20 protein-coding genes are annotated in these 20,549 nt (G+C 64.2%); 10 read left to right on the top strand and 10 right to left on the bottom strand.

Going from position 1 to position 20,549, the window contains the following annotated elements:
- Nucleotides 1–61: 61 nt before the first annotated feature.
- A complete protein-coding gene (locus SOM18_RS03550; protein ID WP_031441428.1) occupies nucleotides 62–1,009 on the bottom strand; it encodes an aromatic alcohol reductase in 948 nt (315 codons plus the stop codon).
- A 69-nt stretch (nucleotides 1,010–1,078) separates the two neighbouring features.
- On the opposite strand from SOM18_RS03550, the gene SOM18_RS03545 reads away from it, so the two are divergent.
- Nucleotides 1,079–1,516 carry a winged helix-turn-helix transcriptional regulator gene (locus SOM18_RS03545; protein ID WP_031441427.1) on the top strand — a complete coding sequence of 146 codons (438 nt, stop codon included), beginning with the start codon at nucleotides 1,079–1,081 and terminating at the stop codon, nucleotides 1,514–1,516.
- A gap of 708 nt (nucleotides 1,517–2,224) precedes the next feature.
- On the opposite strand, the gene arsH is transcribed toward SOM18_RS03545, so the two are convergent.
- From arsH to SOM18_RS03525, 4 genes are read right to left on the bottom strand one after another with little or no spacing between them, the layout of a single operon-like run.
- Nucleotides 2,225–2,977 (bottom strand): arsenical resistance protein ArsH, encoded by a 753-nt coding sequence (arsH, locus tag SOM18_RS03540; RefSeq protein ID WP_031441426.1) that lies wholly within the window; start codon nucleotides 2,975–2,977, stop codon nucleotides 2,225–2,227.
- 37 nt (nucleotides 2,978–3,014) lie between these two features.
- Nucleotides 3,015–4,301, bottom strand: coding sequence for an arsenic transporter (locus tag SOM18_RS03535; protein WP_031441425.1), 1,287 nt, complete (start codon nucleotides 4,299–4,301; stop codon nucleotides 3,015–3,017).
- Nucleotides 4,301–4,729 (bottom strand): arsenate reductase (glutaredoxin), encoded by a 429-nt coding sequence (gene arsC, locus SOM18_RS03530; protein WP_031441424.1) that lies wholly within the window; start codon nucleotides 4,727–4,729, stop codon nucleotides 4,301–4,303. The genes SOM18_RS03535 and arsC overlap by 1 nt, the downstream gene beginning before the upstream one ends.
- A gap of 11 nt (nucleotides 4,730–4,740) precedes the next feature.
- Entirely contained in the window at nucleotides 4,741–5,073 is a 333-nt protein-coding gene (locus SOM18_RS03525) for an ArsR/SmtB family transcription factor (RefSeq protein WP_031395703.1), read from the bottom strand.
- A gap of 445 nt (nucleotides 5,074–5,518) precedes the next feature.
- On the opposite strand from SOM18_RS03525, the gene SOM18_RS03520 reads away from it, so the two are divergent.
- The 4 genes from SOM18_RS03520 (at nucleotide 5,519) to SOM18_RS03505 (ending at nucleotide 8,995) form a co-directional block, all read left to right on the top strand.
- The gene (locus tag SOM18_RS03520) at nucleotides 5,519–6,058 is read left to right on the top strand and encodes a hypothetical protein (protein WP_031441423.1); all 540 of its coding nucleotides are present in this window, start codon (nucleotides 5,519–5,521) and stop codon (nucleotides 6,056–6,058) included.
- A gap of 312 nt (nucleotides 6,059–6,370) precedes the next feature.
- On the top strand, nucleotides 6,371–7,507 hold the full coding sequence (locus SOM18_RS03515; RefSeq protein WP_031441422.1) for a hypothetical protein: 1,137 nt from the start codon (nucleotides 6,371–6,373) through the stop codon (nucleotides 7,505–7,507).
- Nucleotides 7,508–7,869: 362 nt separating this feature from the next.
- A complete protein-coding gene (locus tag SOM18_RS03510) occupies nucleotides 7,870–8,430 on the top strand; it encodes a GDSL-type esterase/lipase family protein (RefSeq protein WP_042467509.1) in 561 nt (186 codons plus the stop codon).
- Nucleotides 8,431–8,491: 61 nt separating this feature from the next.
- On the top strand, nucleotides 8,492–8,995 hold the full coding sequence (locus SOM18_RS03505) for a TIGR02594 family protein (protein ID WP_320481289.1): 504 nt from the start codon (nucleotides 8,492–8,494) through the stop codon (nucleotides 8,993–8,995).
- A 791-nt stretch (nucleotides 8,996–9,786) separates the two neighbouring features.
- Here the strand turns inward: SOM18_RS03505 and SOM18_RS03500 are convergent.
- Nucleotides 9,787–10,005, bottom strand: coding sequence for a hypothetical protein (locus SOM18_RS03500; RefSeq protein WP_031441418.1), 219 nt, complete (start codon nucleotides 10,003–10,005; stop codon nucleotides 9,787–9,789).
- 188 nt (nucleotides 10,006–10,193) lie between these two features.
- Nucleotides 10,194–10,766, bottom strand: a complete 573-nt coding sequence (locus SOM18_RS03495; protein WP_235188420.1) for a TetR/AcrR family transcriptional regulator — start codon at nucleotides 10,764–10,766, stop codon at nucleotides 10,194–10,196.
- A gap of 160 nt (nucleotides 10,767–10,926) precedes the next feature.
- On the opposite strand from SOM18_RS03495, the gene SOM18_RS03490 reads away from it, so the two are divergent.
- Together SOM18_RS03490 and SOM18_RS03485 are read left to right on the top strand one after the other, a co-directional pair.
- Entirely contained in the window at nucleotides 10,927–12,129 is a 1,203-nt protein-coding gene (locus tag SOM18_RS03490; RefSeq protein WP_320481288.1) for an MFS transporter, read from the top strand.
- A 52-nt stretch (nucleotides 12,130–12,181) separates the two neighbouring features.
- Nucleotides 12,182–13,195, top strand: a complete 1,014-nt coding sequence (locus SOM18_RS03485; RefSeq protein WP_031441416.1) for a zinc-dependent alcohol dehydrogenase family protein — start codon at nucleotides 12,182–12,184, stop codon at nucleotides 13,193–13,195.
- A gap of 153 nt (nucleotides 13,196–13,348) precedes the next feature.
- On the opposite strand, the gene SOM18_RS03480 is transcribed toward SOM18_RS03485, so the two are convergent.
- Entirely contained in the window at nucleotides 13,349–14,971 is a 1,623-nt protein-coding gene (locus SOM18_RS03480; RefSeq protein WP_320481287.1) for an FAD-dependent oxidoreductase, read from the bottom strand.
- Between the two features lie 172 nt (nucleotides 14,972–15,143).
- Here SOM18_RS03480 and SOM18_RS03475 point away from each other — a divergent pair, with 172 nt between their 5' ends.
- Entirely contained in the window at nucleotides 15,144–16,727 is a 1,584-nt protein-coding gene (locus SOM18_RS03475) for a Na+/H+ antiporter (protein ID WP_320481286.1), read from the top strand.
- A 51-nt stretch (nucleotides 16,728–16,778) separates the two neighbouring features.
- Here the strand turns inward: SOM18_RS03475 and SOM18_RS03470 are convergent, their stop codons facing one another.
- The gene (locus SOM18_RS03470; protein WP_031441411.1) at nucleotides 16,779–17,369 is read right to left on the bottom strand and encodes an NADPH-dependent FMN reductase; all 591 of its coding nucleotides are present in this window, start codon (nucleotides 17,367–17,369) and stop codon (nucleotides 16,779–16,781) included.
- Between the two features lie 71 nt (nucleotides 17,370–17,440).
- Nucleotides 17,441–18,268: an alpha/beta fold hydrolase gene (locus SOM18_RS03465; protein ID WP_031441410.1), complete on the bottom strand. Its 828-nt coding sequence runs from the start codon at nucleotides 18,266–18,268 to the stop codon at nucleotides 17,441–17,443.
- 423 nt (nucleotides 18,269–18,691) lie between these two features.
- On the opposite strand from SOM18_RS03465, the gene SOM18_RS03460 reads away from it, so the two are divergent.
- Together SOM18_RS03460 and SOM18_RS03455 are read left to right on the top strand one after the other, a co-directional pair.
- On the top strand, nucleotides 18,692–19,756 hold the full coding sequence (locus tag SOM18_RS03460) for a sensor histidine kinase (protein ID WP_031441409.1): 1,065 nt from the start codon (nucleotides 18,692–18,694) through the stop codon (nucleotides 19,754–19,756).
- Nucleotides 19,753–20,484, top strand: coding sequence for a LytR/AlgR family response regulator transcription factor (locus tag SOM18_RS03455; protein WP_031441408.1), 732 nt, complete (start codon nucleotides 19,753–19,755; stop codon nucleotides 20,482–20,484). The genes SOM18_RS03460 and SOM18_RS03455 overlap by 4 nt, the downstream gene beginning before the upstream one ends.
- The last annotated feature ends 65 nt before the right edge of the window (nucleotides 20,485–20,549 follow it).

Below are 20,549 nucleotides of genomic sequence, written 5' to 3'. Positions count from 1 at the left end.
GTCCCACTCTAGGTTCGTCTTTGGGAAGGTCTCTACAGTCACCCCGCCTACATCATTTTTCTTATTGCACCCCTCGCAGATCGGCATCGATCAGGGCCGCAACGTCAGTGACGGGAAGACCCTGCCGATCATTGAACGTGCCTGCCTTCGGCCAGGACACACCGCGACCGATCGCGAAGGCGGCGCGGTATTTGCGCATCATGTTTTTCGGATCGTTCGCAAGCTCATCCATCAGGAAAGGCACGGTCCAAACCGACCGCTTGAAGGCCCGGCCCAGTGCCACCTCCAACTTGTCTGCGACCTCACCATAACTGACGGTGTCACCGGCCAGGAAGACGATCTCGTTGCGGATCGTCGGCTCGAAGAATACGATCTCGGCGGTCAGCACGCCGATGTCATCCGGCGTCGTCAGCGTCACAGCAGTATCAAGGCTGCCGAGCGCGTTAACTTCGCTATTTTCTAGATCGACGACACCAAAGTCCGGCTCGAACAGGTAGCTCATGAACATGCCCGTGGAGATGATGACCCACTTGGTCTTGTCCTGCGAGCGCAGCAGCTCGCGCACGTCGAGCTGCGCATCGAAGATGTCCTGCGGCCCGCCGCGGCCGATCGCCTCGAAGTCGACGCCGAACTGCCAGGGGAAATAGCGCGGGACGCCGGATTGCAGCGCCGCCTTGGCGAGCTTCATCGGCGTGTTAATCCCCGCTGCGTAGCCTGCGCAGCCGATCACCGTATCGTAGTCCGAGAAAAGCGATGCTAGCTCATCGATCGTGTCGTTCACTAGGTCGCCCAGTACGATCTCGATCCCGGCTTCGCGGACTTCGGCGATGTCACGCTGCTTGGAGGGATCGCCCGACTCCACGGCACTCTCGCGGAGAAGGACACTGATCCTGGCACCGTCGATGCCCTTGGCGCGACGCGCCAGATTGCGGAGGACGGGCATGCCAAGCTCGCCGGCACCCAGAACGAGGATATTGCGTGATTTCACATTGGAGACTGTATCGTTCATCGTTCTAACTCGTTTCACCGTGGATGCCGGTGATCTGGCAAGCCACGGGCAAGCGTGAAAGATGGGTACATGCGTGATACTGCCGTTCAATCTCTAAGCGAGGAGGACATCCTCCGATATTCGCAAACGGTTTGCGATGGCCTCCGGGACGATGACGACGGGGTGCGCCGTGAGGTGTTGGCCCATGCCGGTAACCGCTGGTCGCTTGGTGTCATCCATACGCTCGGCGTGTACGGCCAGCTTCGCCACGTGGAAATCGGCCGTCGGATGCACGGTATTACGCAGCGGATGCTGACGCGCACGCTGCGCCATCTGGAGCGCGATGGATTGGTGGTGCGTCACGACTTCGAGGAGGTGGTTCCTCATGTAGAATATGCTCTATCCGAAACCGGATTGAAGCTACTGGTCATGATGGTCCCCCTGTGGACGTGGATCGTCGAGAACGTCGACAGCTTTCGCGCATCACGAGAGTTGTTTGACCGGGAACACGCGGGAGAAGAACCCTGAAGGCGACATCGGCTTACAGGCTTAGCTTTCCAGAAATACCATCGTCTTTGGAAAAAGACCGCGCCCCGCTCTGTCTGCTATTGCAATAAACCGCTCCGTAAGCCTCCCGTCGACGCGCTTTCCTATGCTCGAACCGGCGACATTCTCGTAGTGTGGAAGCTCGACCGGCTTGGCCCTACCATGAAAGAACTTAGACGGTGTCTGAGCCTTCATCTCGGAAGCGCCATTGAAAAGTCAGCGAATTTAGACGCTGTCGGTGATCGGCCACAAATATCCAAGCTCGCTAAGCATTGATGTCGACTGGCTCAGTCGAAAAATAACTGAGATCAAATTATATCGTTTAAAGAGCCCTAATTGCTTCGCCACCTGGTGCAATAAGTCCGCTGCCAAATTGTTATTAAATGTGGCACTTTCCACCGTCTTGGCATTCTGGCCCTGAACGAGGCTAGGCCCTGATGATCAGTTTTGGCATCTTGGCTGTTGATGACTGCTGAATCAATCAGACGAAACCGAGTTCTGCAGCGGTTAAATCCTATCCCTGCAACCAACCCAACGACAGCCCCGCAGCGAAAGCTTCGGGGCTGTCGTCGTCATTATGCCAACGCATAGTGCGAACACGAAGACCAACTCGCCCCATGGATAGATGGTGGAAGCAGCGCTGGTCAAAGCCGGAGCGCCGGAGCGTGCCTGCCCGAACCCGGCATTCGTTCACCGTGATGGATGCGACGCCGTAGCTATGCTCGATAGATCGGTTGTCGGATCGAACGGCACGCCAGAAGCCTTCCGTTCCGAATACCGGTCGACGAGTTGGGCCGCGTGAGGGCGGAGCAGGACCGTGAAGCGAACCATCTCCTCCATCACGTCGACGATGCGATCATAGTAGCTGGACGGCTTCATCCGGCCGGCGTCGTCAAACTCTTCGAACGCCTTGGCGACGCTCGACTGGTTCGGAATCGTCACCATCCGCATCCAGCGGCCGAGGACGCGCAGCGTGTTCACGCTGTTGAACGACTGCGATCCGGCCGACACCTGCATGACGGCGAGCGTCCGGCCCTGCGTTGGTCGCATCCCGCCCATCGACAGCGGAAGGTGATCGACCTGCAGCTTCATGATGCCGGTGATCTGGCCGTGTCGCTCGGGGCTGCACCACACATGCCCCTCGGACCACAGCGACAGCTCGCGCAGTTCATGGACCGCCGGATGGTCGTCGCCAGCCATCTGATCGGGCAGCGGCAGGGTCGAGGGATCAAATATGCGCGTCTCGGCTCCGAAGAACCGTAGCAGGCGCGCGGCCTCCTCGACGCAAAGTCGGGAATATGACCGCTCGCGCAGCGAGCCGTAGAGCAGCAGGATGCGCGGGGGCGGGTCTCCCGCACCCAGTCCGATGGCGGGCCGGTCGAGCGTGTAGCGTCGATCGAGTGCGGGCAGATAGTCGGGGTCGGAAAGCGTGCGCAGGGGCATCAGGGGTATGTCCTGTCATTGGTTCGATTCCACGGCATCAGGCGGCACCGAGCCGCAGGGCGAGCGCGGCGAGCGTTACCAGCAGCACTGGGATCGTTAAGGTCGCGCCGATCCTGAAATAATAGCCCCAGCCGATGCGGATGCCCTTCTGCTCGAGGACGTGAAGCCACAGCAATGTGGCGAGCGAGCCGATCGGCGTGATCTTGGGGCCGAGGTCACAGCCGATCACGTTGGCGTAGATCATGGCGTCCTTGATCGCGCCCGTGGCGTGGGTCGCGTCGATCGACAGCGCGCCGACGAGCACGGTCGGCATGTTGTTCATGACCGACGACAGCAGCGCGGCGATGATGCCGGTGCCGAACGCCGCGCCCCACACACCGCCCTGGGCGGTGCGGTCGAGCAGACCGGCGAGGTGGTCGGTCAGGCCGGCGTTCCGCAGGCCGTAGACGACAAGGTACATGCCGAGCGAGAAGATCACGACCTGCCACGGCGCGCCGCGCAGCACCTTGCGCGTCTCGATGACGCGGCCGCGCCCGGCGACGACGAGCAGCAGCACCGCGCCGGCAGCGGCGACTGCACTGACCGGTATGCCGACAGGTTCGAGAAGGAAAAAGCCCGCCAGAAGGGCCGCAAGTACGACCCAACCGGCCCGGAATGTCGCCCGATCGCGGACGGCGTCGGCCGGCGCGCGGAGCTGCGCCACGTCGTAGTTTGCTGGGACGTCACGGCGGAAGTACAGCAGCAGCACGATCAGCGTCGCACCGATCGACGCGAGGTCGACCGGCACCATCACCGACGCATAGTCGGCGAACCCGATGCCGAAGAAGTCGGCCGACACGATGTTGACCAGGTTGGAGACGATCAGCGGCAGGCTTGCCGTGTCGGCGACGAAACCGGCCGCCATGACGAACGCCAGCGTCGCCCTGTCGCGGTAGCCGAGCGCCCGCAGCATGGCGATGACGATCGGGGTCAGGATCAGCGCCGCGCCGTCGTTCGCGAACAGCGCCGACACGGCCGCGCCGAGAAGGACAATCAGGACGAATAGCCTATGGCCATGTCCTCCCGCCCAGCGCGCGACGTGCAGCGCCGCCCATTCGAAGAAACCGGCCTCGTCCAACAGCAGGCTGACGATGATGATGGCGACGAACGTCGCGGTCGCGTTCCAGACGATACCCCACACCACCGGGACGTCGGAAAGCGAGACCACCCCGACGAGCAGCGCCACGACCGCCCCACCGAGCGCGCTCCACCCGATGCCGAGGCCCTTGGGCTGCCAGATGACGAGCGTGATCGTGGCGACGAAGATGGCGAGCGCGAGCAGCATCAAGCGACGCGCTGACCCAAGGCGTCCACCACCGCTTCGCCGTCTTCCTTGGCAAAGGCACCCAGTTGCGGCTCGGGAAGCAGACCGAGGACGGCTTCGGAAGGTCGGCACAGCTGCACGCCGAGCGGCGAGACGACCAGTGGCCGGTTGATGAGGATCGGATGCGCCATCATCGCGTCCACCAGTGCGTCGTCCGTCAGCGCCTCATCGCCAAGCCCCAACTCCGCATAGGGCGTCCCCTTCTCGCGCAGCAGTTCGCGAGGCGTCATACCGGCGCGGTCAATCAGCTGGACCAGCAAAGCGCGCGAGGGCGGGGTTTTCAGATATTCGATGACGTGCGGCTCGATGCCGGCATTACGGATCATCGCCAGCGTGTTGCGCGACGTGCCGCAGGCGGGGTTGTGGTAGATCACGATGTCGACGGCCATGACGCGTCCTTTCAGCAGCAGGGGGTGAGTTCGGCCAGAAGCGGCACGCACAGCTCGGGCGAGCCGGCGCAGCAGTCCTTGACCAGGAAGAGCGTGAGTGCGCGCAGGCCGTCCAGATCGGCGCGGTAGATGATCGACCGGCTCTGTCGCTCGGAGCGGACGATGCCGGCGCGCGCTAGGATGCCGAGATGCGCGGACATGGTGTTCTGCGGCACGTCGAGCCGGCGGGCGATTTCGCCCGCAGCCATTCCGTCCGGTTCGTGGCGCACCAGCAGCCGGAACACGTCGAGCCTTGTGCCCTGAGCGAGCGCGCCAAACGCAACGATAGCCGAATCATTATCCATAAATCCAGCATAGAGGATATGTTAGGCGGCAACAGCACGAACTTCCGACATGCCGGTTTTTGGAGACTGCCGACCGTTTTCGATGAGGGCGAGGGCGCAGCGCATCCCAGCCATCCACTTTGGATGCCCAATCGGACACCCCCGTGGCAATTCATACGCCCGAGAGCGGACATTCGCTCAGCCCGATGACGTCTGATCGTTCGTTTCCAGCGGTAACTTCCGAAAAGGTCTATCGAGAGAGTATTTCTTGAAAGCGGACTAACCCGGCGGATGTCAGTGCCAAAGGCGGGCTGTCCAACAGCGGGCTCCTGCTCCGGTAAACCGGCTCAGTGGGAACCGCCAAGATTTGCTAGCCGTCCAACATACACTATCCCTGCTGAACGGACTTGGCTGTTGATAAGCACTAGTGCTAATATCAACCGGCAGCTCAATAACGGAGACAAAGATGTTTGCCGTTGCTCTTATGTTTTCCGAGGCGGTGGCCGTCGCTTCCAACCCGCTCGAATCCGGCAACGTCGTCAGGAGCGTGCGGGAATCGATATGTGAACTGCGCGCACCCTCGATTGCCGATGACGCCATTGGTCTTCTGGCGCTGCCAGCGCCGAAGCAAAAGAACGAGATGGGGGTCTTGCTCCTGGTCAATTGTTCGAACCGAAAGATCATAAGCCTGCGGGACCCAAGTCGATCACGACGGCACGTGAACGAGTTTCCGTACGACCCGCGGGTCGTGACGAAATTGCGCCATGACCCGGGGCGCTACGAGATCCTCAACTTCAATGAGAGGGCCAACAATTCCGTTGGGGACCACACGACCCATTCAAAATCGACATATTGGACGGGGCCTTGCGAATATAAGGGGCTTCAACTGACAACCGCCGCCGCAGGCGACGATCCCAGCCGGCAAACGGTCGTCTTCGATCTCAACATCTGCAAGAACCAGATTCTCGCAATGCTCGAGCCCAACAAGGCGGGAATATCCCCGTAGGAAGACGCCAGAGAGCCGCCTGCAGAATACCATCGCGTGCCGCGATCAACGTCCTGCCCCGTACGTGGTTGGGCGAATGCCCCTCGTCAGGGCGGCGTCGCTGAAGTCATAGGGAGGCGGATGCGGTGGCGCAGTTAACACTCCACGTTCTGAAAACGTCCACCCGGCTTACCGCTCATCTATCGAGAGAGTCGGCATTCCTCTCCTGATCAGTCATTCGCTGCTGCAAAGATAAAAGTTTCGCAATACAGTCGCTGATGCGAGGTCAGGCTTGCAGCGGTGCAAGGTGTGACTCGAAGTGGAGGCCTGGTGATGATTGCTTTATTCCTCGCATTGTCGCTGCAGGCAGCCGCCCCCGATATCGTAATTTCTGGCAGGCAGCTTTCGGAAGCGTATGCAGCCTGCGTCGAGCAGGGCTGTCCGCCGTTGCGAGATGCACAAGCCTCGATCGCCTTTGCCGAGCAGCAATTCCGGGATGGTGCGTACCTCAAGGCGCGTCACACGCTTATGCGCGCCATATCTCGCAACAAGCGTCACGCTGCGACCGACCCGAAACCGGTGTCCGCATTGTATGAAGCGTATGCGACCGTCTCTTTGCACGACGGTGATCTGGATGCGTTCAAGAGCGCGGTCGGTGAGCAGGTTCGCACGCTGCGCGACAATCTGCCGGCCAATGACCCGGCCGTCGTTGCAGCCGCATTTGCGACCGGCGATATGTGGCTCGCGATGCGCAAGGGGCGTAGTGCCGAGATTTCGTACAAGGCGGTGGAGCGTCAGGCGTTAGCGGACGGAAACGCGGTGCTCGCCCTGCAGGCGACGTTGCGCCGCGTCAGACTGGCCAACGCACGGGGCGACACGGCCGGTGCGGCCAGGCTTATGGCCGAAGCAGAAGCCCGGCCGATCGCGGCGGATCCAAAGCTTCGCAACCTGCTGCAAGTTGTCCGGTTGCGCTTGGCGGCGGGGCAAAAGGACAACGCGCAGATTGACCAGCTGGTGCGTGCGATCGGCCGCGATGGCTCGACCCGCCCTGAGCTGGTATGGGCGCCGCCTTATCGACCTACGGCGCTGGCGGCTGCGCAAGACGAAGCGCGCAAGTTCGACTTGCGCAATCCGTTTCCTGCGAGATCGTCCGATGTCGATCCAATCCAATGGGTCGACATCGGATTCTGGATCCGACCCGACGGTAAGACGGACGAACCCGAAATCTTGCGCGGCTCGCGTTCGACGGGATGGGCAGGGTACCTCCTCAAGCAGGTTGCCGAACGACGCTACACCGGCTTTTCGACCAGCAGCACTGATCGGGGTGTGTACCGTGTCGAGCGGTTCACCTTACGCGGTACGTACCAGGTTCCAGTGGGGAGCCTGATTGCAAGGCGAGGCGACGCTGCAAGGTTGGAAGTGCTAGACTTGACGCAGCCAGATACATCCGGCTCGTCGAACCGCTCATAACGACAAATGTGAGACGGGCTCCGGCGGCGGCTGATGATGCAAAAGCTGCTTCGCTGGGGACGGCCATTTGGCGGGGCAGTTCGGGCATATTCATCGTTTGCCGTGCCACGTTGCAGGTACCACGCCACGTCATCCGCGCCGACGATCGCGTTTTGGTGTTAGGCCATCACCCCATCCAGGCCGAAGATGTTGGCAAAAGGTCGTCTGGAACTTCTGATGGTGTGATGGTGTGATGGTGGCCGAAATGCGTATCGGCCGTCTGTATCTCGTTGCAGACGAAGGAGCACTAGCGTCAAAGGAGCGGCGCGATGGTGACCGGACGCCTTACATTGCATCGAACGTGAACTATCTCACAGCGGCGCATGACACTCGACCGACCTTTGATTCTCGCAATCGGCGACAGCCTGATTGCCGGTTACGGCCTGCCCGCCGACGATAGCTTTCCCGGACAGCTCCAGGCATCGCTGCGGCGGGCATGTCCTTCTGCCCGCGTGGTGAATGCCGGGGTGTCGGGTGATACCACCGCTGATGTCCTACGACGCTTGCCCCGAATGCTCTCCGCGCTCGACCAGCGACCCGCACTTGCGATCGTCCAGGTGGGACCGAACGATGTCCTGCGGCAGGTGCCGGTGGGTCGTACTCGGGCGCAGCTCGAGCAGGTCCTGCTGAGCCTGGGTAATTGTGGCATTCCCGTGTTGTTGACGACCGTCGATCCCCCGATGTTCATCCGTGATCGGGCTGCTGCATATCTCGGCATCCACGCGGCGTTGGCGGCCGAACACGGCGCGACCGTCTGGCCGTTCTTTCCGCCGGGCGTATTGGGACATGCCGATATGGCGCTGGCGGACCGGGTGCATCCCAATGCCAAGGCGATTGCTGCGGTGGTCGCAGCGATGCTGCCGATCGTGGAGAGGATGCTGTAGTGCCCGCATTTGAGCGTAACCGCAGACGCGTTCGTATCTCGGCCCCAGGGGCGGGCGGATCATGGTGACGGATCCGAAGTGGCTGAGAGTGGCGCGCACGAAGCTCGGCACGAAGGAAGCTGCAGGATCAGCGAACAGCGCGACGATCCTCGGTTGGGCAAAGCGGCTTGGAACGCGGGTGTTGGGCATGGTCTACAACGCCGACAGCGTCCCGTGGTGCGGCGTGTTCGTCGCATATTGCCTGCAGGACGATGGTATCGAGCCGGTCTCGATTGCGGTGCGGGCGACGTCATGGTCGACATGGGGATTGTCGTTGCGGCCGGAGCGTCTGGCTCCGGGGGCTGTGCTGGTGTTCGAGCGTCCTGGTGGTGGGCATGTCGGTTTCTATGTCGGCGAAGACGCAACGGCCTATCATGTCCTTGGCGGCAATCAGGGCGACGCGGTGACCATCGCCCGGATCGCAAAGGATCGCTGTATCGCGCGCCGATGGCCAGCCGGTCGCCCCGTAATAGGCAAGCCGGTCCAGATGGCGGCACGAAAGCCGATCTCGACCGACGAAGCCTGATGGACATGCGCTGATTTCGTAGTGCGCACATTGGATCCAGATCCATTCGTAACAGACCGTATTGGCGGGCGGACGCTCGAATGGTGGGTTTGGCCTGACCGCGCCGTACGACCTCGACGATGAGATCCCGCGATACGAGGCGCGGTGTCTCCGGCTTCCAGAACCAAAAGCTTCGATCGCCCCGGTAGATGCGGTGGCCGAGACCAGCACGGATTTCCGACAGTGCGAGTCCCACCTCTGTCGCGGTCAGTGCTCGTTCGTACAGGACGACCTATCCGTCTGCCGCGACGAGATCCGTTGATACGACGCGATATGCGCGCAGTGAATCCGACCCTGCCAACAGGGCGCCGGCGAAATTTGCGGGGTTCAGGACGATCGGGATCGGATGTGTGGTCCCATCCCGCAGCAACGAACAGGGCACGCGCACGGGCGACCAGTGCTGCCTCCACAGCGGCATTGCGGGTCGCATCGCCCTGCATCATGGTCGGGCACATGCTTCAGTGGCGTCGAGCTCGACCATCCGATCGTCGATGACTACGATTGTCTCGGGATCCGCTCCACGCTTGACGACTTCGACGACGGCTTCCGCGCCCCACCCGCCATAGCAGCCGAAGCCAAACGGCGTTGTACCGTGCCGTCTCGGGGTAAAACTGTGTCGAGGCGGACGGCGCATGACGTGGTCTACGCAGAGTTACGAACGACCCAAGGGGCTGCCGATCAGTTTTCGCCGTCGTGGCTCCGCGCCCAGGGTTGATGGGCCAGACGATACGATTTTCCGAAGTCGTGCCGGCCTATCGCAGACCGAACCCCGCGGTGCTGTTTGCGCCATCGTCGGTCCGCTCACGACCAGCCAGCACGTTCTCGAGTTCAGTCAATGAATGGGGCACGTCGAGGTGCTGCGCCCCGATGAACAGGCGTGACCCGTTCCCCTCGGGCACAGCATGGGTCAGCTTGTCGATATCGACCAGCGCCTTGCCCTGCGGCAGTATTTCGATCTGAACAAATCGCATGTGATTTCCCATCTTGCGTCTGAGGGCTGGAGTGTCGCGCGGTCGATAGCGAAGTTTTGTGCCTGAGGTTACCCGACATGCTGACTTACGTCGCTAGAGTCGGCTTAAGGGCGAGGAGACGGATCCCGGAGTCAGATAGCGGGTAGGGTGGTCGGAATGCATGCGAGTCGGTCTCTTTTTCGGCGAGATTAGTGGAGTTTGCTCTCACGCTCCTGTCTGCCTTGAGCATCCCACGCCGCCATCGCGTGTCCAATGCCGGCCCGCAGCGTCTCGGTCGGAACGCCGTCCCGCGCTTGGATCGAGATCCCCAGCACCAGCCCATCGTACAACATGGTGAGCCCCGCGACGTCCGTGGCGGGATCGAGATCGCCGGCGGTGACGCCGGCGGCGATACACCGCTGCAATGCCTGCCGGGTAATTTCGCGTTCGGCATGGGTCAGCGCCCGGGTCGGTGCACCGGCCTCGGACGAAACGATCGCTGACAGCGTCATCATGCACCCCTTCGGATGGGCAGGATCGGTCTGCACCGCAACCGACGCGATCAAGGCCTGTTCGAGCCGCGAGCGTGGCGATAGCGTCTCGTCGTCGAGCGCACCGACGATGCCGCCATGCACGGCGAGATAGCGCGTGAGCGTTTCGCGGTAGAGCGCTTCCTTCGAACCGAAGGCCGCGTAGAAACTGGCCGACGAGATGTCGCCCATCGCCTGACGCAGCGTGAGCAGCGACGCGCCCTCATACCCGTGTTCCCAGAACAGATGCATCGCGCTGTCCAGCGCTGCAGCCCTGTCAAAACCACGCGGTCGTCCGCTCCGTGCCATATATGTCCGCTCCTGATTATGGACTAATCAATCCATTACTCGTTGACAAGCCACGCCATGTGGTTGAGCGCAGTGGACCAGCCGATCCAGAAGTGAGTGTTGCGTGATTCCAAGATCCGGTCAGACAGACGATGGCGCGAGCGAGACATTGCCGATCTCCGCGTTGCTGGCGCTGGCAATGACCGGCTTCACCGCGATCCTCACCGAAACGCTCCCTGCCGGGCTGTTGCCGCACATGGCCGCCGGGCTCGACGTATCGGAGTCGCTCGCGGGGCAGACCATCACGGTCTATGCGGTCGGATCGCTGTTCGCGGCGATCCCGCTGACGCTGTACACGCAAGGTTGGCGCCGCAAGCCGACCCTGCTCGTCGCGATCGTCGGTTTTCTGATCTTCAACTGCGTGACCGCGGTGTCGACCTCCTATGCGCTGACGCTCGTCGCGCGGTTCATGGGCGGGGTCGCGGCGGGGTTGGGGTGGGGAATCATCGCGGGCTATGCCAGGCGGATGGTCGCCCCGCCGTTGCGCGGCAAGGCGCTCGCGATCGCGATGGTCGGTACACCGCTGGCACTCTCGATCGGCGTACCCTTGGGGGCGATGCTGGGCACGACGCTGGGCTGGCGCATGGCGTTCGGGCTGATGGCGATCACCACTTTGATACTGATCGGCTGGGTGTTGTGGCGCGTGCCGGACTTTGCCGGCCAGCCTGCCGAGCAGCGGCTGTCGATCGCGAGCGTGTTTCGCACGCCGGGCGTTCGCACCGTGCTGGTCACGCTGTTCGCGTGGATCACGGGTCACAATATCCTGTACACCTACATCGCCCCGGTCGCCGCCTTGTCCGGCGTGGGGGAGAGGCTGGATCTGTTGCTGCTCGGATTCGGGCTCGCCGCGCTGGTCGGGATCTGGGTGACGGGCGTGCTGATCGATCGCGCGCTGCGTCCGCTCGTGCTGGTCAGCCTCACGATGTTCGCAGTTGTCTCGCTGGCCTTCGCGCTGTTCGCGACGGTCCCCGAGATGACGATCATCGCGACAATCCTGTGGGGACTGTCGTTCGGCGGCGCAGCGACACAGCTGTCGACCGCGCTCGCCGATGCGGCGGGCGAGGGCGTCGACCTCGCCAATGCGATGCTCACGACGGTCTGGAACGGCGCCATCGCGACGGGCGGGATCGTCGGCGGGGTGATCCTCGACCATGCGGGGGCCGGACCCCTCGCTTGGGCCGTACTGGCGCCGACCCTTCTTGCCCTGGCGCTCGCAAGTGGCGCGCGCCGCCATGCCTTCAAGCCCGGTCCCCGTGCCTTCGAATAACGTGCCTTCGAATAAGGCGCCCGTCGTGCGCGCCCATCAGGAGAAGATTTCGATGAAAGCCTTTCACATCGGTGCCCAGAACGGCATCAGCGGATTAGTCGCCACGACCCGGCCCGCGCCTGTCGCCGGTCCCGGCGAAGCGCTGGTAGCGCCGCGTCTCGTTGGCCTGATCAGCCGCGACGTTCAGCTCCTGCGCGGCACCTACGGCGCCCGACAGCCCGAAACCCGCATTCCGATGTCCGAAGGCGTCGGCGAGGTCGTGGCGATCGGTGCGGGCGTGACCGAGGTCGCGGTCGGCGATCGCGTCGTCTGCGGTCATTTCGCGACCTGGCTGGACGGCCCGTTCCGGTCGGACGTCTTTGCGCATGATATCGGCATCACGCATGACGGCTGGCTTGCCGAAAGGGTCGTGCTTCCCGCGGCTGCGCTGATCCGGGTGCCCGACGCGCTGGCCGATGCGGATGTCGCAGGCCTCGCCTCCGCCGGCCTGACCGCCTGGAATGCACTGGTCGAGGTCTGTCGGGTCGAGGCCGGCGACACCGTGCTCTGCCTCGGCACCGGTAGCGTGGCGCTGGCGGCACTGAAGATCGCCAAAGTCCGTGGCGCACGCGTGGCGATCACGTCGTCGCAGGACGCGAAACTCGAGACGGCGCGCAGCCTCGGCGCGGACATCACGGTCAATTACCGGACGTCACCGGATTGGGCGGCCGAGGTGATCGCGCAGACCGAGGGGAAGGGCGCCGACATCGTGATCGAAACCGGCGGCGTCGATACGCTGGGGAACTCGATCGCAGCCGCGGCGATCAATGCGCGGATCATCGTCATCGGCGTTTCACCGGGCGAGGGGCCGGCGATCCCCGATTATCTGTCGCTCATCACGAAGAACGTGACGATCCGCGGCATCGCCAATGGCAGCCGCGCGATGTTCGTCGATCTGCTCAACGCGATGGTAGCGAACCGGATGACAACCGTCGTCGACCGGACGTTCGCCTTCGACGATGCACCGGACGCCGTCCGCTATTTCGCCGCGGCAGGGCATCTGGGCAAGGTGATGATCGCGTTCTGATTACTGCAGCACGTCTGCCGCTGCGCACGTCTCTCACGGGGTTTCCTGCGCTGCCGCGCTTGATCTGGGTAGGCACGAATGACCAGTGTTGAAAAGCTTGGAGCGTTTTTCAAATGACCAACCGTCGGTCAGACCTGCGAAGGCAGCTTTCGTTCAGGCACGACCCAAGCCGCGCACATGCTCCCACACATTGGAGATCACGACCGATCCCTCTCCTACCGAGGACGCGACGCGTTTCACCGATCCGGCGCGCACGTCCCCGACGGCATAGATGCCCGCACAGGACGTGGCGAAAGGTGATAACGCGCCAGCCTCTTCGCCGGTGAGCACGAAGCCCTTGTCGTCGAGAGCGACCAGTTCGGCGAGCCAGCCCGTATTGGGTGCCGCACCGACCATCACGAAGACGGCGCAGCTTGCCACGGTGCGGTCGCCGTCTTCGTTGCGGATCGTCACCGCCTCCAGATTGTCCCCGCCATGAAGGCCGACGGCATGGGTGCCGTATTCGATGGTGATCGCGGGGTCTGCCTCGAGCCTGCTCGACAGATAGCTGGACATGGACGAGGCCAGGGTGTCGCCGCGCACCAGCAGGCGAACGTGGCGCGCCGTACGGCTGAGGAACATCGCCGCCTGCCCGGCCGAATTGCCGCCGCCGATGACCAACACCTCCGTATCGCGGCAGAAGCGCGCCTCATTCTCGGTCGCTGCATAATAGATGCCCGTGCCCTCGAACTCGGCGAGGCGTGCGATCGGCAGGCGTCTGTACTGGACCCCGGTGGCAACCACGACAGAGGCGGCGAGAACGCGCCGACCATTGGCGAAGGTTGCACAGAAGGCGCCATTGTCGAGCTGGTCCAGCGACTCGATGCGGCGGGGCATGACGAAGCGTGTGCCGAACTTCATCGCCTGCACCTCGCCGCGCCACACGAGATCGGCGCCGGAGATGCCAGTGGGAAAGCCCATATAATTCTCGATACGGCTGGACGTGCCGGCCTGGCCGCCGATCGCGGTCTCGTCGACCACCAGCGCGCGTAACCCCTCGGCTCCCGCATAAACGCCCGCCGACACGCCGGCGGGGCCGGCCCCGACGATGAGCACGTCGAAGGCCTCGTCTTCGGGAACGTCCTGATCGAGTCCGAGCAGCCGTGCCACCTTCTCCGGCGTCGGATCGCTCACCACCACGTCGCGGCCGAACACGACGACGGGCTCTAGCGGCGCGGTTCCGCAACTGCTGGCGACATGCGCGGCTTCGGCGCTGCCGAGCGGGTAGGACCGGTAGGGCAGGCGGTTGCGCGCAGCGAACTCGGCCACACGTCTGACGGCTCTGTCCTCGTCTTCGCCAACCAGAACCAGCATGCCATCGCCGGCATCCAGCTGCCGCCGACGGCGCGCGGCCAGGACCGTGATCACGATGTCCGACATCTCCGGTATCGCCGCCATCAGGCGAAGCATCGCGGATCGCGGGACTTCGACGACGGTCGTGTCGCTCGCGGCGCGCATCGGCAGCGACCAGGTGCCGCCGGACAGCAGAGAGATTTCGCTCATGAACTGGGTGGGCCCCAGCGTCGACGGCACGAGCCGATCGCCCGTGAACGGGTTGACGACCTCGATCTCCCCCTCTTCGACATACACGAAGCGGTCGGCCGGCGCGCCGATCTCGGCGAGCATTATTCCCTTGGGATAGTGCTTACGCGTCCCTGCGGCCCGGATCGCGGCAATATGCGCAGGCTGTAGCGGAACCCGCTGCATTTCCCGCAGGTCACGGCCGATCGTTTCCATGAGCGCTGTCCCCTATCCCCCTCGACACTAGCCCGGCGAACGTGACGACGGCAATCGCCCGGGAACGGCCCAGGCCACATGCGGGCGCGACCCGATACGCTGCCCGATCGCATTGACGCCGTTCGGGACAGCTTGCAGGACCACCGGGCGGGCAGGGAAAAGGGGCGGCTTTGTGCATCCAGCGGCGAATTTCGAGCTGATCATCCTGATGTTCCTGGTGGTGCTGGGGCTTCACTATCTGGCCCGGCGTCTGTCGCTGCCACCAGCAGCCGCGCTGATCGTCGGCGGATGCGCCGTCGCCTTCGTACCGGGTGTGCAAGGGATCGCGATCGATCCGGAGCTCGTGCTTGTCCTGTTTCTCCCGCCCCTGCTGATGGACGGCGCGTGGTTCACCGCGGTCGCGCCATTCCGGCGGCACATGGCCGGCATTCTTTCGCTGGCGGTTGGCGCCGTCTTCTTCACCACGGCGGTTGTGGCGGTCGTGACCAGGCTGCTGATGCCGGAACTGCCCTGGGCCGCCTGCGTCGCGCTGGGCGCGATCCTGTCGCCGCCCGATGCGGTATCCGCCCGCGCCGTGTTGCAACGGGTGACGCTCCCGCGCAGGCTGACCACGCTCCTCGAGGGCGAAAGCCTGCTCAACGATGCCGCGGGTCTGGTGCTGTTCCGGTTTGCAGTGGCGGCGGTGCTGACCGGCAGCTTCCATCTGGGGGCGGCGACCGGAACGTTTTTCGTGCTGGTGGCGGGCGGCATCGCGGTCGGCGCGGCGATCGGCGGGCTCTGGGTGGTTCTGCTCCGCCGGCTCGGCGATGATACGCTGATGATCGCAGCGACCGTGCTGGTCTGCTGGAGCGCCTATATCGCGGGCGAACTGCTGCACGTGTCCGGCGTCATTGCCGTCGTCACCGCGGGCCTTGTCTGCGGCTGGTATCAGCATGTCGTCTTCACCGCCCGCGTGCGCATCCGGGCAATGGCATTCTGGCAGGTGCTGGTGTTCCTTCTCGAAGCCACCGTGTTCCTGCTTATCGGCCTGTCCTTGCGGGGGTTGCTGGACCGGGTCGGCGGGGTCGATATCGTCATAGACACGATGGCGCGGCCTGTGCTGCTCATCGTCCTGGCGGTCGTCGCCGCGCGGTTCCTGTGGATCTTCGCGGTCGATGCCGGCGTCGCCACCGGTCGCCGCATCGGGTGGACGCGACAGCAACCGCTCGGAACGCGGGCGGCGGTGGTGATGAGCTGGGCCGGGATGCGCGGCGTGGTGACGCTCGCGGTCGCGCTCTCGCTGCCCGAGGCGATGCCGGCGCGGGATCTGATGCTCGTCACCGCCTTCGTCGTGATCCTCGTTACCGTCCTGGTGCAGGGCACCTCGCTCGGCTGGGTCATCTGGGCCCTGAAGCCGCACGACGACGGCAGCGCGCGACCGCCGCTTGATCTGCACGCCGCCGAGATGATGCTGTTCCAGGCGCAGTTGGCGCTTGTCGAGCGCGAGGCGGTGGCGGTCGACGGCACGGTCATCCATCCGCAGCTCCTGCGGCGCTACCGCACCCGTGCAACGGCGGCGGATGCGTTCGACGGTACGGCGGAGGAGCGAAACGTGGCGATCGCCAGCCATTTCGACGTCATCATCGCCGCGGTCGCGGCCGGCCGCGCCGAGCTGGTTCGCCTGCACCGTGCCGGCCGCATCGATGACGAGACGCTCCACGATCTCGAGCACGATCTCGACCTCGAGGAGCTGGCCGCAGCGGCAGCGAAGGGGTGAACAAGCTTGGTCGCTTGGAGCCGCGATGAAGAGGCGTGGACGTCGGCCGGATCAATAGGGCGGATCACGCCTCTCACGCTGGGCGCGGGCGGCCTGCGTCCACCAGCCGAGATCGTCGGCGAAGCGGGGGAAGGCGCGGGTGAGGGCGGCGCCACCGTCGCCCGCTGGTTTTCCGCTCGTATCGAAGGCATGGCCGATCCCACCCACCGCGATCGTACTGGACACCACCACCATGCCCATCTCGGACAGGATGCCGTGCCATGCGAGGCCGGCACGCGCACCGGCGAAACGTCCGGCCGAATAGCTGACGATCGCCGCTGGCCGCCAGTACCATTCCTCCAGGAAGTGGTCGGTGAGGTTCTTGAGTCCGGGCTGCACGCCCCAGTTATATTCGCCGGCCACGAAGACGAAGGCGTCGGCCGTCCTGATCTTTTCTGCGAGTGCTTCCAGCGCGGGCGGCGCCTCGCCGCTGGGATGTTCCTTGTACATCCGGTCGAGCATGGGGAGGTCGACCGCCCTGGCGTCGATGAGCTCGGCCGATGCACCGCGTTCGGCAAAGGCGCGGACGAGCCACTCGGCGAGGCGAATGCCCTGCCGGTCGGAACGATAGGAGCCGTAGAAGATCAGAACTCGGTCGCGCATCGCGGCAATTCCTCGTGAAGCGTGTCGTGCAGAAGCACGGAGCGCCCCATCGCTCCGTGCCCTGCCATGGATCAGCCTTCGATGAAGGCCAGCAGATCGGCGTTGATCCGATCGGCGTTGGTAACCGGCATGCCGTGGGGAAAGCCGGGGTAGGAGATGAGCTTGGCGTCTTTCACGATTTCAGCCGACATCTTGCCGGTCGTGGCAAACGGAACAACCTGGTCGTCCTCGCCGTGCAGGACCAGCGTCGGCACGTCGATCGCCTTGAGATCGTCGGTGAAGTCGGTCTCGGAGAAGGCCTTGATGCCCAGCGTATGGGCGAGCGCCGAGCCCATCATGCCCTGGCGCCACCAGTTGAGCCGCACCGCCTCTTTCACCTCCGCGCCGTCGCGGTTGTAGCCGAAGAAGGGCAGCGTGAAGTCGTAATAGAATTGCGAACGGTTCGTGGCCGTCTGCTCGCGGACCATGTCGAATACGTCCATCGGCACGCCGTCCGGGTTGGCATCGGTCTTGACCATGATGGGTGCGACCGCACTGACCAGCACGGCCTTTTTGACCCGCCCGGGCTTGGCGCGCGCGACATAGCGGGCGACCTCGCCACCGCCGGTCGAGTGGCCGACATGGACGGCATCGCGCAGATCGAGCGCGTCGGTCAGCGCGATGACATCGGTGACATAGCTGTCCATGTCGTGACCGCCCGCCGACTGGGTCGAACGGCCATGCCCGCGGCGGTCATGCGCGATAACACGATAGCCCTTCTGGACGAAGAACATCATCTGCGCGTCCCAGTCATCCGCGCTGAGCGGCCAGCCGTGGTGGAACATGACGACGGGCGCATCCATGTTGCCCCAGTCCTTGTAGAAGATTTCGGTCTTGTCGACGGTGGTGACGAACGGCATTCGATGTCTCCTCGGGCTTGGTCGGGTACGCGGCACGCTACAGAGTGAAGGTGACAATCAGGCGGCGTCGACGAGGACGATCTCTCTATCCTTGATAGCGGTCATGCGCAGCACGGCCTAGTCGGCAACGGTGGCCCCCTCTCGCCGATCGAGACGCGTGAAGTTGACCTTGATACGACCCGATCGCCGGTATCAAGTCGCTACTCTGGTCGGCGCCGACTGGATATTCGGCGATTGCCTTCGGCAGGGCCTGCACCGCGTCGGAATGCGCCGCCTCGCGCGCATCGCGACACCGACCGAATAGACGTTGCCGAGGCAGAATTCGTCGGTCGCGAATTTGGGGAGCACGCAGACGTCGGCGGCCGTCAGGCTCGGTCCCCGCCGGGCAGCTGTTCAATGTCGGGCGAATGTGCATGATTGGCCATGACCGCAGCGCATCGGCAACGCCTTGTTCGCTATCTGGGCATTTGGGCCGCATGGCTGGCTGTCGCGGTGGTGACGGCGTTCCAGACCTATGCCGCGGGTTTCGCGGGTGGGCCAAAGCTCGCGCTGGGGCAGGCATTGGTCAATGGACTGATCTGGTATTCGGCCTGGGCAGCACTGACGCCCGGGGTCGTCGCGGTGGCGCGGGCGTTCGCCGACGAGCGGCGGCTGGGCAGGCTGCTGGCCATCCATCTGGCCTTCGGGCTGCTCTTCGCGGTGCTGCACGCGGCGCTCTACAGTGCGATGAACGCGATGATCTATGTCCGCGCGCCCTGGGCGCCGTGGAGCAATGGGCTGCTGATCACGAAGCTGGCGATCAGCATCCACGTCCATCTGATGATCTACGCGCTGCTCGTCGCGATCGTGCTCGGCGCGCGCGCCTATCGGACGATGCGCGATCGCGAAGTCGCGGCGGCGCGGCTGGAGGCGCAGCTCGCAGAGGCGGAAACCGCGGCGTTGCGCGCGCAGTTGCAGCCGCACTTCCTGTTCAACACCCTCAACGCCATTTCCGCGCTGGTGCCCGACGATCCGATCGTCGCCCAGCGGCTGATCGCGCGGCTGGGCGATCTGCTGCGACTGTCGATCGATCAGCGCAGGTCGCAGCACAGCGCGCTCGCCGATGAACTCGACTTTACCGACACGTATCTCGCGATCGAGGAAGCCCGGTTGGGCGAGCGACTGCGGATCGTCCGCGCCATCGCGCCCGGGTTGGAGACCGTCCAGGTGCCGGCGCTGCTGCTGCAGCCGCTGGTCGAGAACGCGGTGCGCCACGGGATTGCGCCGACGATCGAAGGTGGCACGCTGACGATCGAGGCGAAGCCCGCGGGTGACATGCTGTGGATCAGCATCGCCGACAACGGCAAGGGCGCGGGCGCGATCCGCGAGGGCGTCGGGCTCGGCAACGCACGCCTCAGGTTGCGCCACCTCTACGGCGAGCGCCAGTCGCTCGAGATCGACACAGCGCCGGGCGAAGGTTTCCGTGTCATCATCCTGGTGCCGCAGTGATCCGGACCCTCATTGTCGATGATGAGCCGCTGGCACGCCGCGCTTTGCGCCAGTCGCTGGCAGGGCACGACGATTTCGAAGTGGTCGGCGAAGCGGGGCACGGGGCGGAAGCAGTGGCGGCAATCGGCACGCTGCGGCCCGACCTTGTGTTCCTCGACGTCCAGATGCCCGAGATGGACGGCTTCGGCGTGATCGAGGCCATCGGCGTGGATGCGATGCCGCTGGTCGTGTTCGTGACGGCGTTCGATGCCTATGCGGTGCGCGCCTTCGAGGCGGAGGCGCTCGATTACCTGCTCAAGCCGTTCGACGACCAGCGCTTTGCCCGCGTTATCGAGCGGGTGCGGCGACACATCGACACGGGCGACGGCCAGCGCGACGGGATGCGATCGCTGCTCGGCGGGCAGGGCCGGCTAGTCGCGCGCGGCAATGGCGCGGCGCAACTGGTTCGGCTCGACGAGATCGACTGGATCAGTGCGGCGGGCGACTATGCCGAAGTCCATGCCGGCGGACGCAGCTTGCTGATCCACGAATCATTGACGTCGCTCGAGGCGCGGCTGCCCCATGCCGCGTTCGCGCGCATCCATCGCGCCGCGATCGTCCGGCTCGACCGATTGGTCGAAGTCCGGCCCGGCACCCATGGCGACGGCTCGGTGCGGCTGGCGTGCGGCGCGGAGCTCCGGTTCAGCCGTCGATATCGCGAGCCAATCGACGGCTACCTTACCCGCTGATCCCGCTTAACGATCCGCTGGACCCGCCCGGCGAAAATCCATTGCCGGGAAACCCCGTTCCGGGC

Origin of the sequence: Sphingomonas sp. CFBP9019, assembly GCF_034045155.1 — a bacterium.
Classification (GTDB): domain Bacteria; phylum Pseudomonadota; class Alphaproteobacteria; order Sphingomonadales; family Sphingomonadaceae; genus Sphingomonas; species Sphingomonas aerolata.
The sequence above is the reverse complement of the archived record's forward strand: the minus strand, read 5'-3'. Positions and strand labels throughout refer to the sequence as shown.

Bases quoted from the DNA above. Each gene is read 5' to 3' on its own strand.
- SOM18_RS03550 (WP_031441428.1), bottom strand. From the start codon at position 1,009: ATGAACGATACAGTCTCCAATGTGAAATCACGCAATATCCTCGTTCTG.
- SOM18_RS03545 (WP_031441427.1), top strand. From the start codon at position 1,079: ATGCGTGATACTGCCGTTCAATCTCTAAGCGAGGAGGACATCCTCCGA.
- arsH (WP_031441426.1), bottom strand. From the start codon at position 2,977: ATGCCCCTGCGCACGCTTTCCGACCCCGACTATCTGCCCGCACTCGAT.
- SOM18_RS03535 (WP_031441425.1), bottom strand. From the start codon at position 4,301: ATGCTGCTCGCGCTCGCCATCTTCGTCGCCACGATCACGCTCGTCATC.
- arsC (WP_031441424.1), bottom strand. From the start codon at position 4,729: ATGGCCGTCGACATCGTGATCTACCACAACCCCGCCTGCGGCACGTCG.
- SOM18_RS03525 (WP_031395703.1), bottom strand. From the start codon at position 5,073: ATGGATAATGATTCGGCTATCGTTGCGTTTGGCGCGCTCGCTCAGGGC.
- SOM18_RS03520 (WP_031441423.1), top strand. From the start codon at position 5,519: ATGTTTGCCGTTGCTCTTATGTTTTCCGAGGCGGTGGCCGTCGCTTCC.
- SOM18_RS03515 (WP_031441422.1), top strand. From the start codon at position 6,371: ATGATTGCTTTATTCCTCGCATTGTCGCTGCAGGCAGCCGCCCCCGAT.
- SOM18_RS03510 (WP_042467509.1), top strand. From the start codon at position 7,870: ATGACACTCGACCGACCTTTGATTCTCGCAATCGGCGACAGCCTGATT.
- SOM18_RS03505 (WP_320481289.1), top strand. From the start codon at position 8,492: ATGGTGACGGATCCGAAGTGGCTGAGAGTGGCGCGCACGAAGCTCGGC.
- SOM18_RS03500 (WP_031441418.1), bottom strand. From the start codon at position 10,005: ATGCGATTTGTTCAGATCGAAATACTGCCGCAGGGCAAGGCGCTGGTC.
- SOM18_RS03495 (WP_235188420.1), bottom strand. From the start codon at position 10,766: ATGCATCTGTTCTGGGAACACGGGTATGAGGGCGCGTCGCTGCTCACG.
- SOM18_RS03485 (WP_031441416.1), top strand. From the start codon at position 12,182: ATGAAAGCCTTTCACATCGGTGCCCAGAACGGCATCAGCGGATTAGTC.
- SOM18_RS03480 (WP_320481287.1), bottom strand. From the start codon at position 14,971: ATGGAAACGATCGGCCGTGACCTGCGGGAAATGCAGCGGGTTCCGCTA.
- SOM18_RS03470 (WP_031441411.1), bottom strand. From the start codon at position 17,369: ATGCGCGACCGAGTTCTGATCTTCTACGGCTCCTATCGTTCCGACCGG.
- SOM18_RS03465 (WP_031441410.1), bottom strand. From the start codon at position 18,268: ATGCCGTTCGTCACCACCGTCGACAAGACCGAAATCTTCTACAAGGAC.
- SOM18_RS03460 (WP_031441409.1), top strand. From the start codon at position 18,692: ATGACCGCAGCGCATCGGCAACGCCTTGTTCGCTATCTGGGCATTTGG.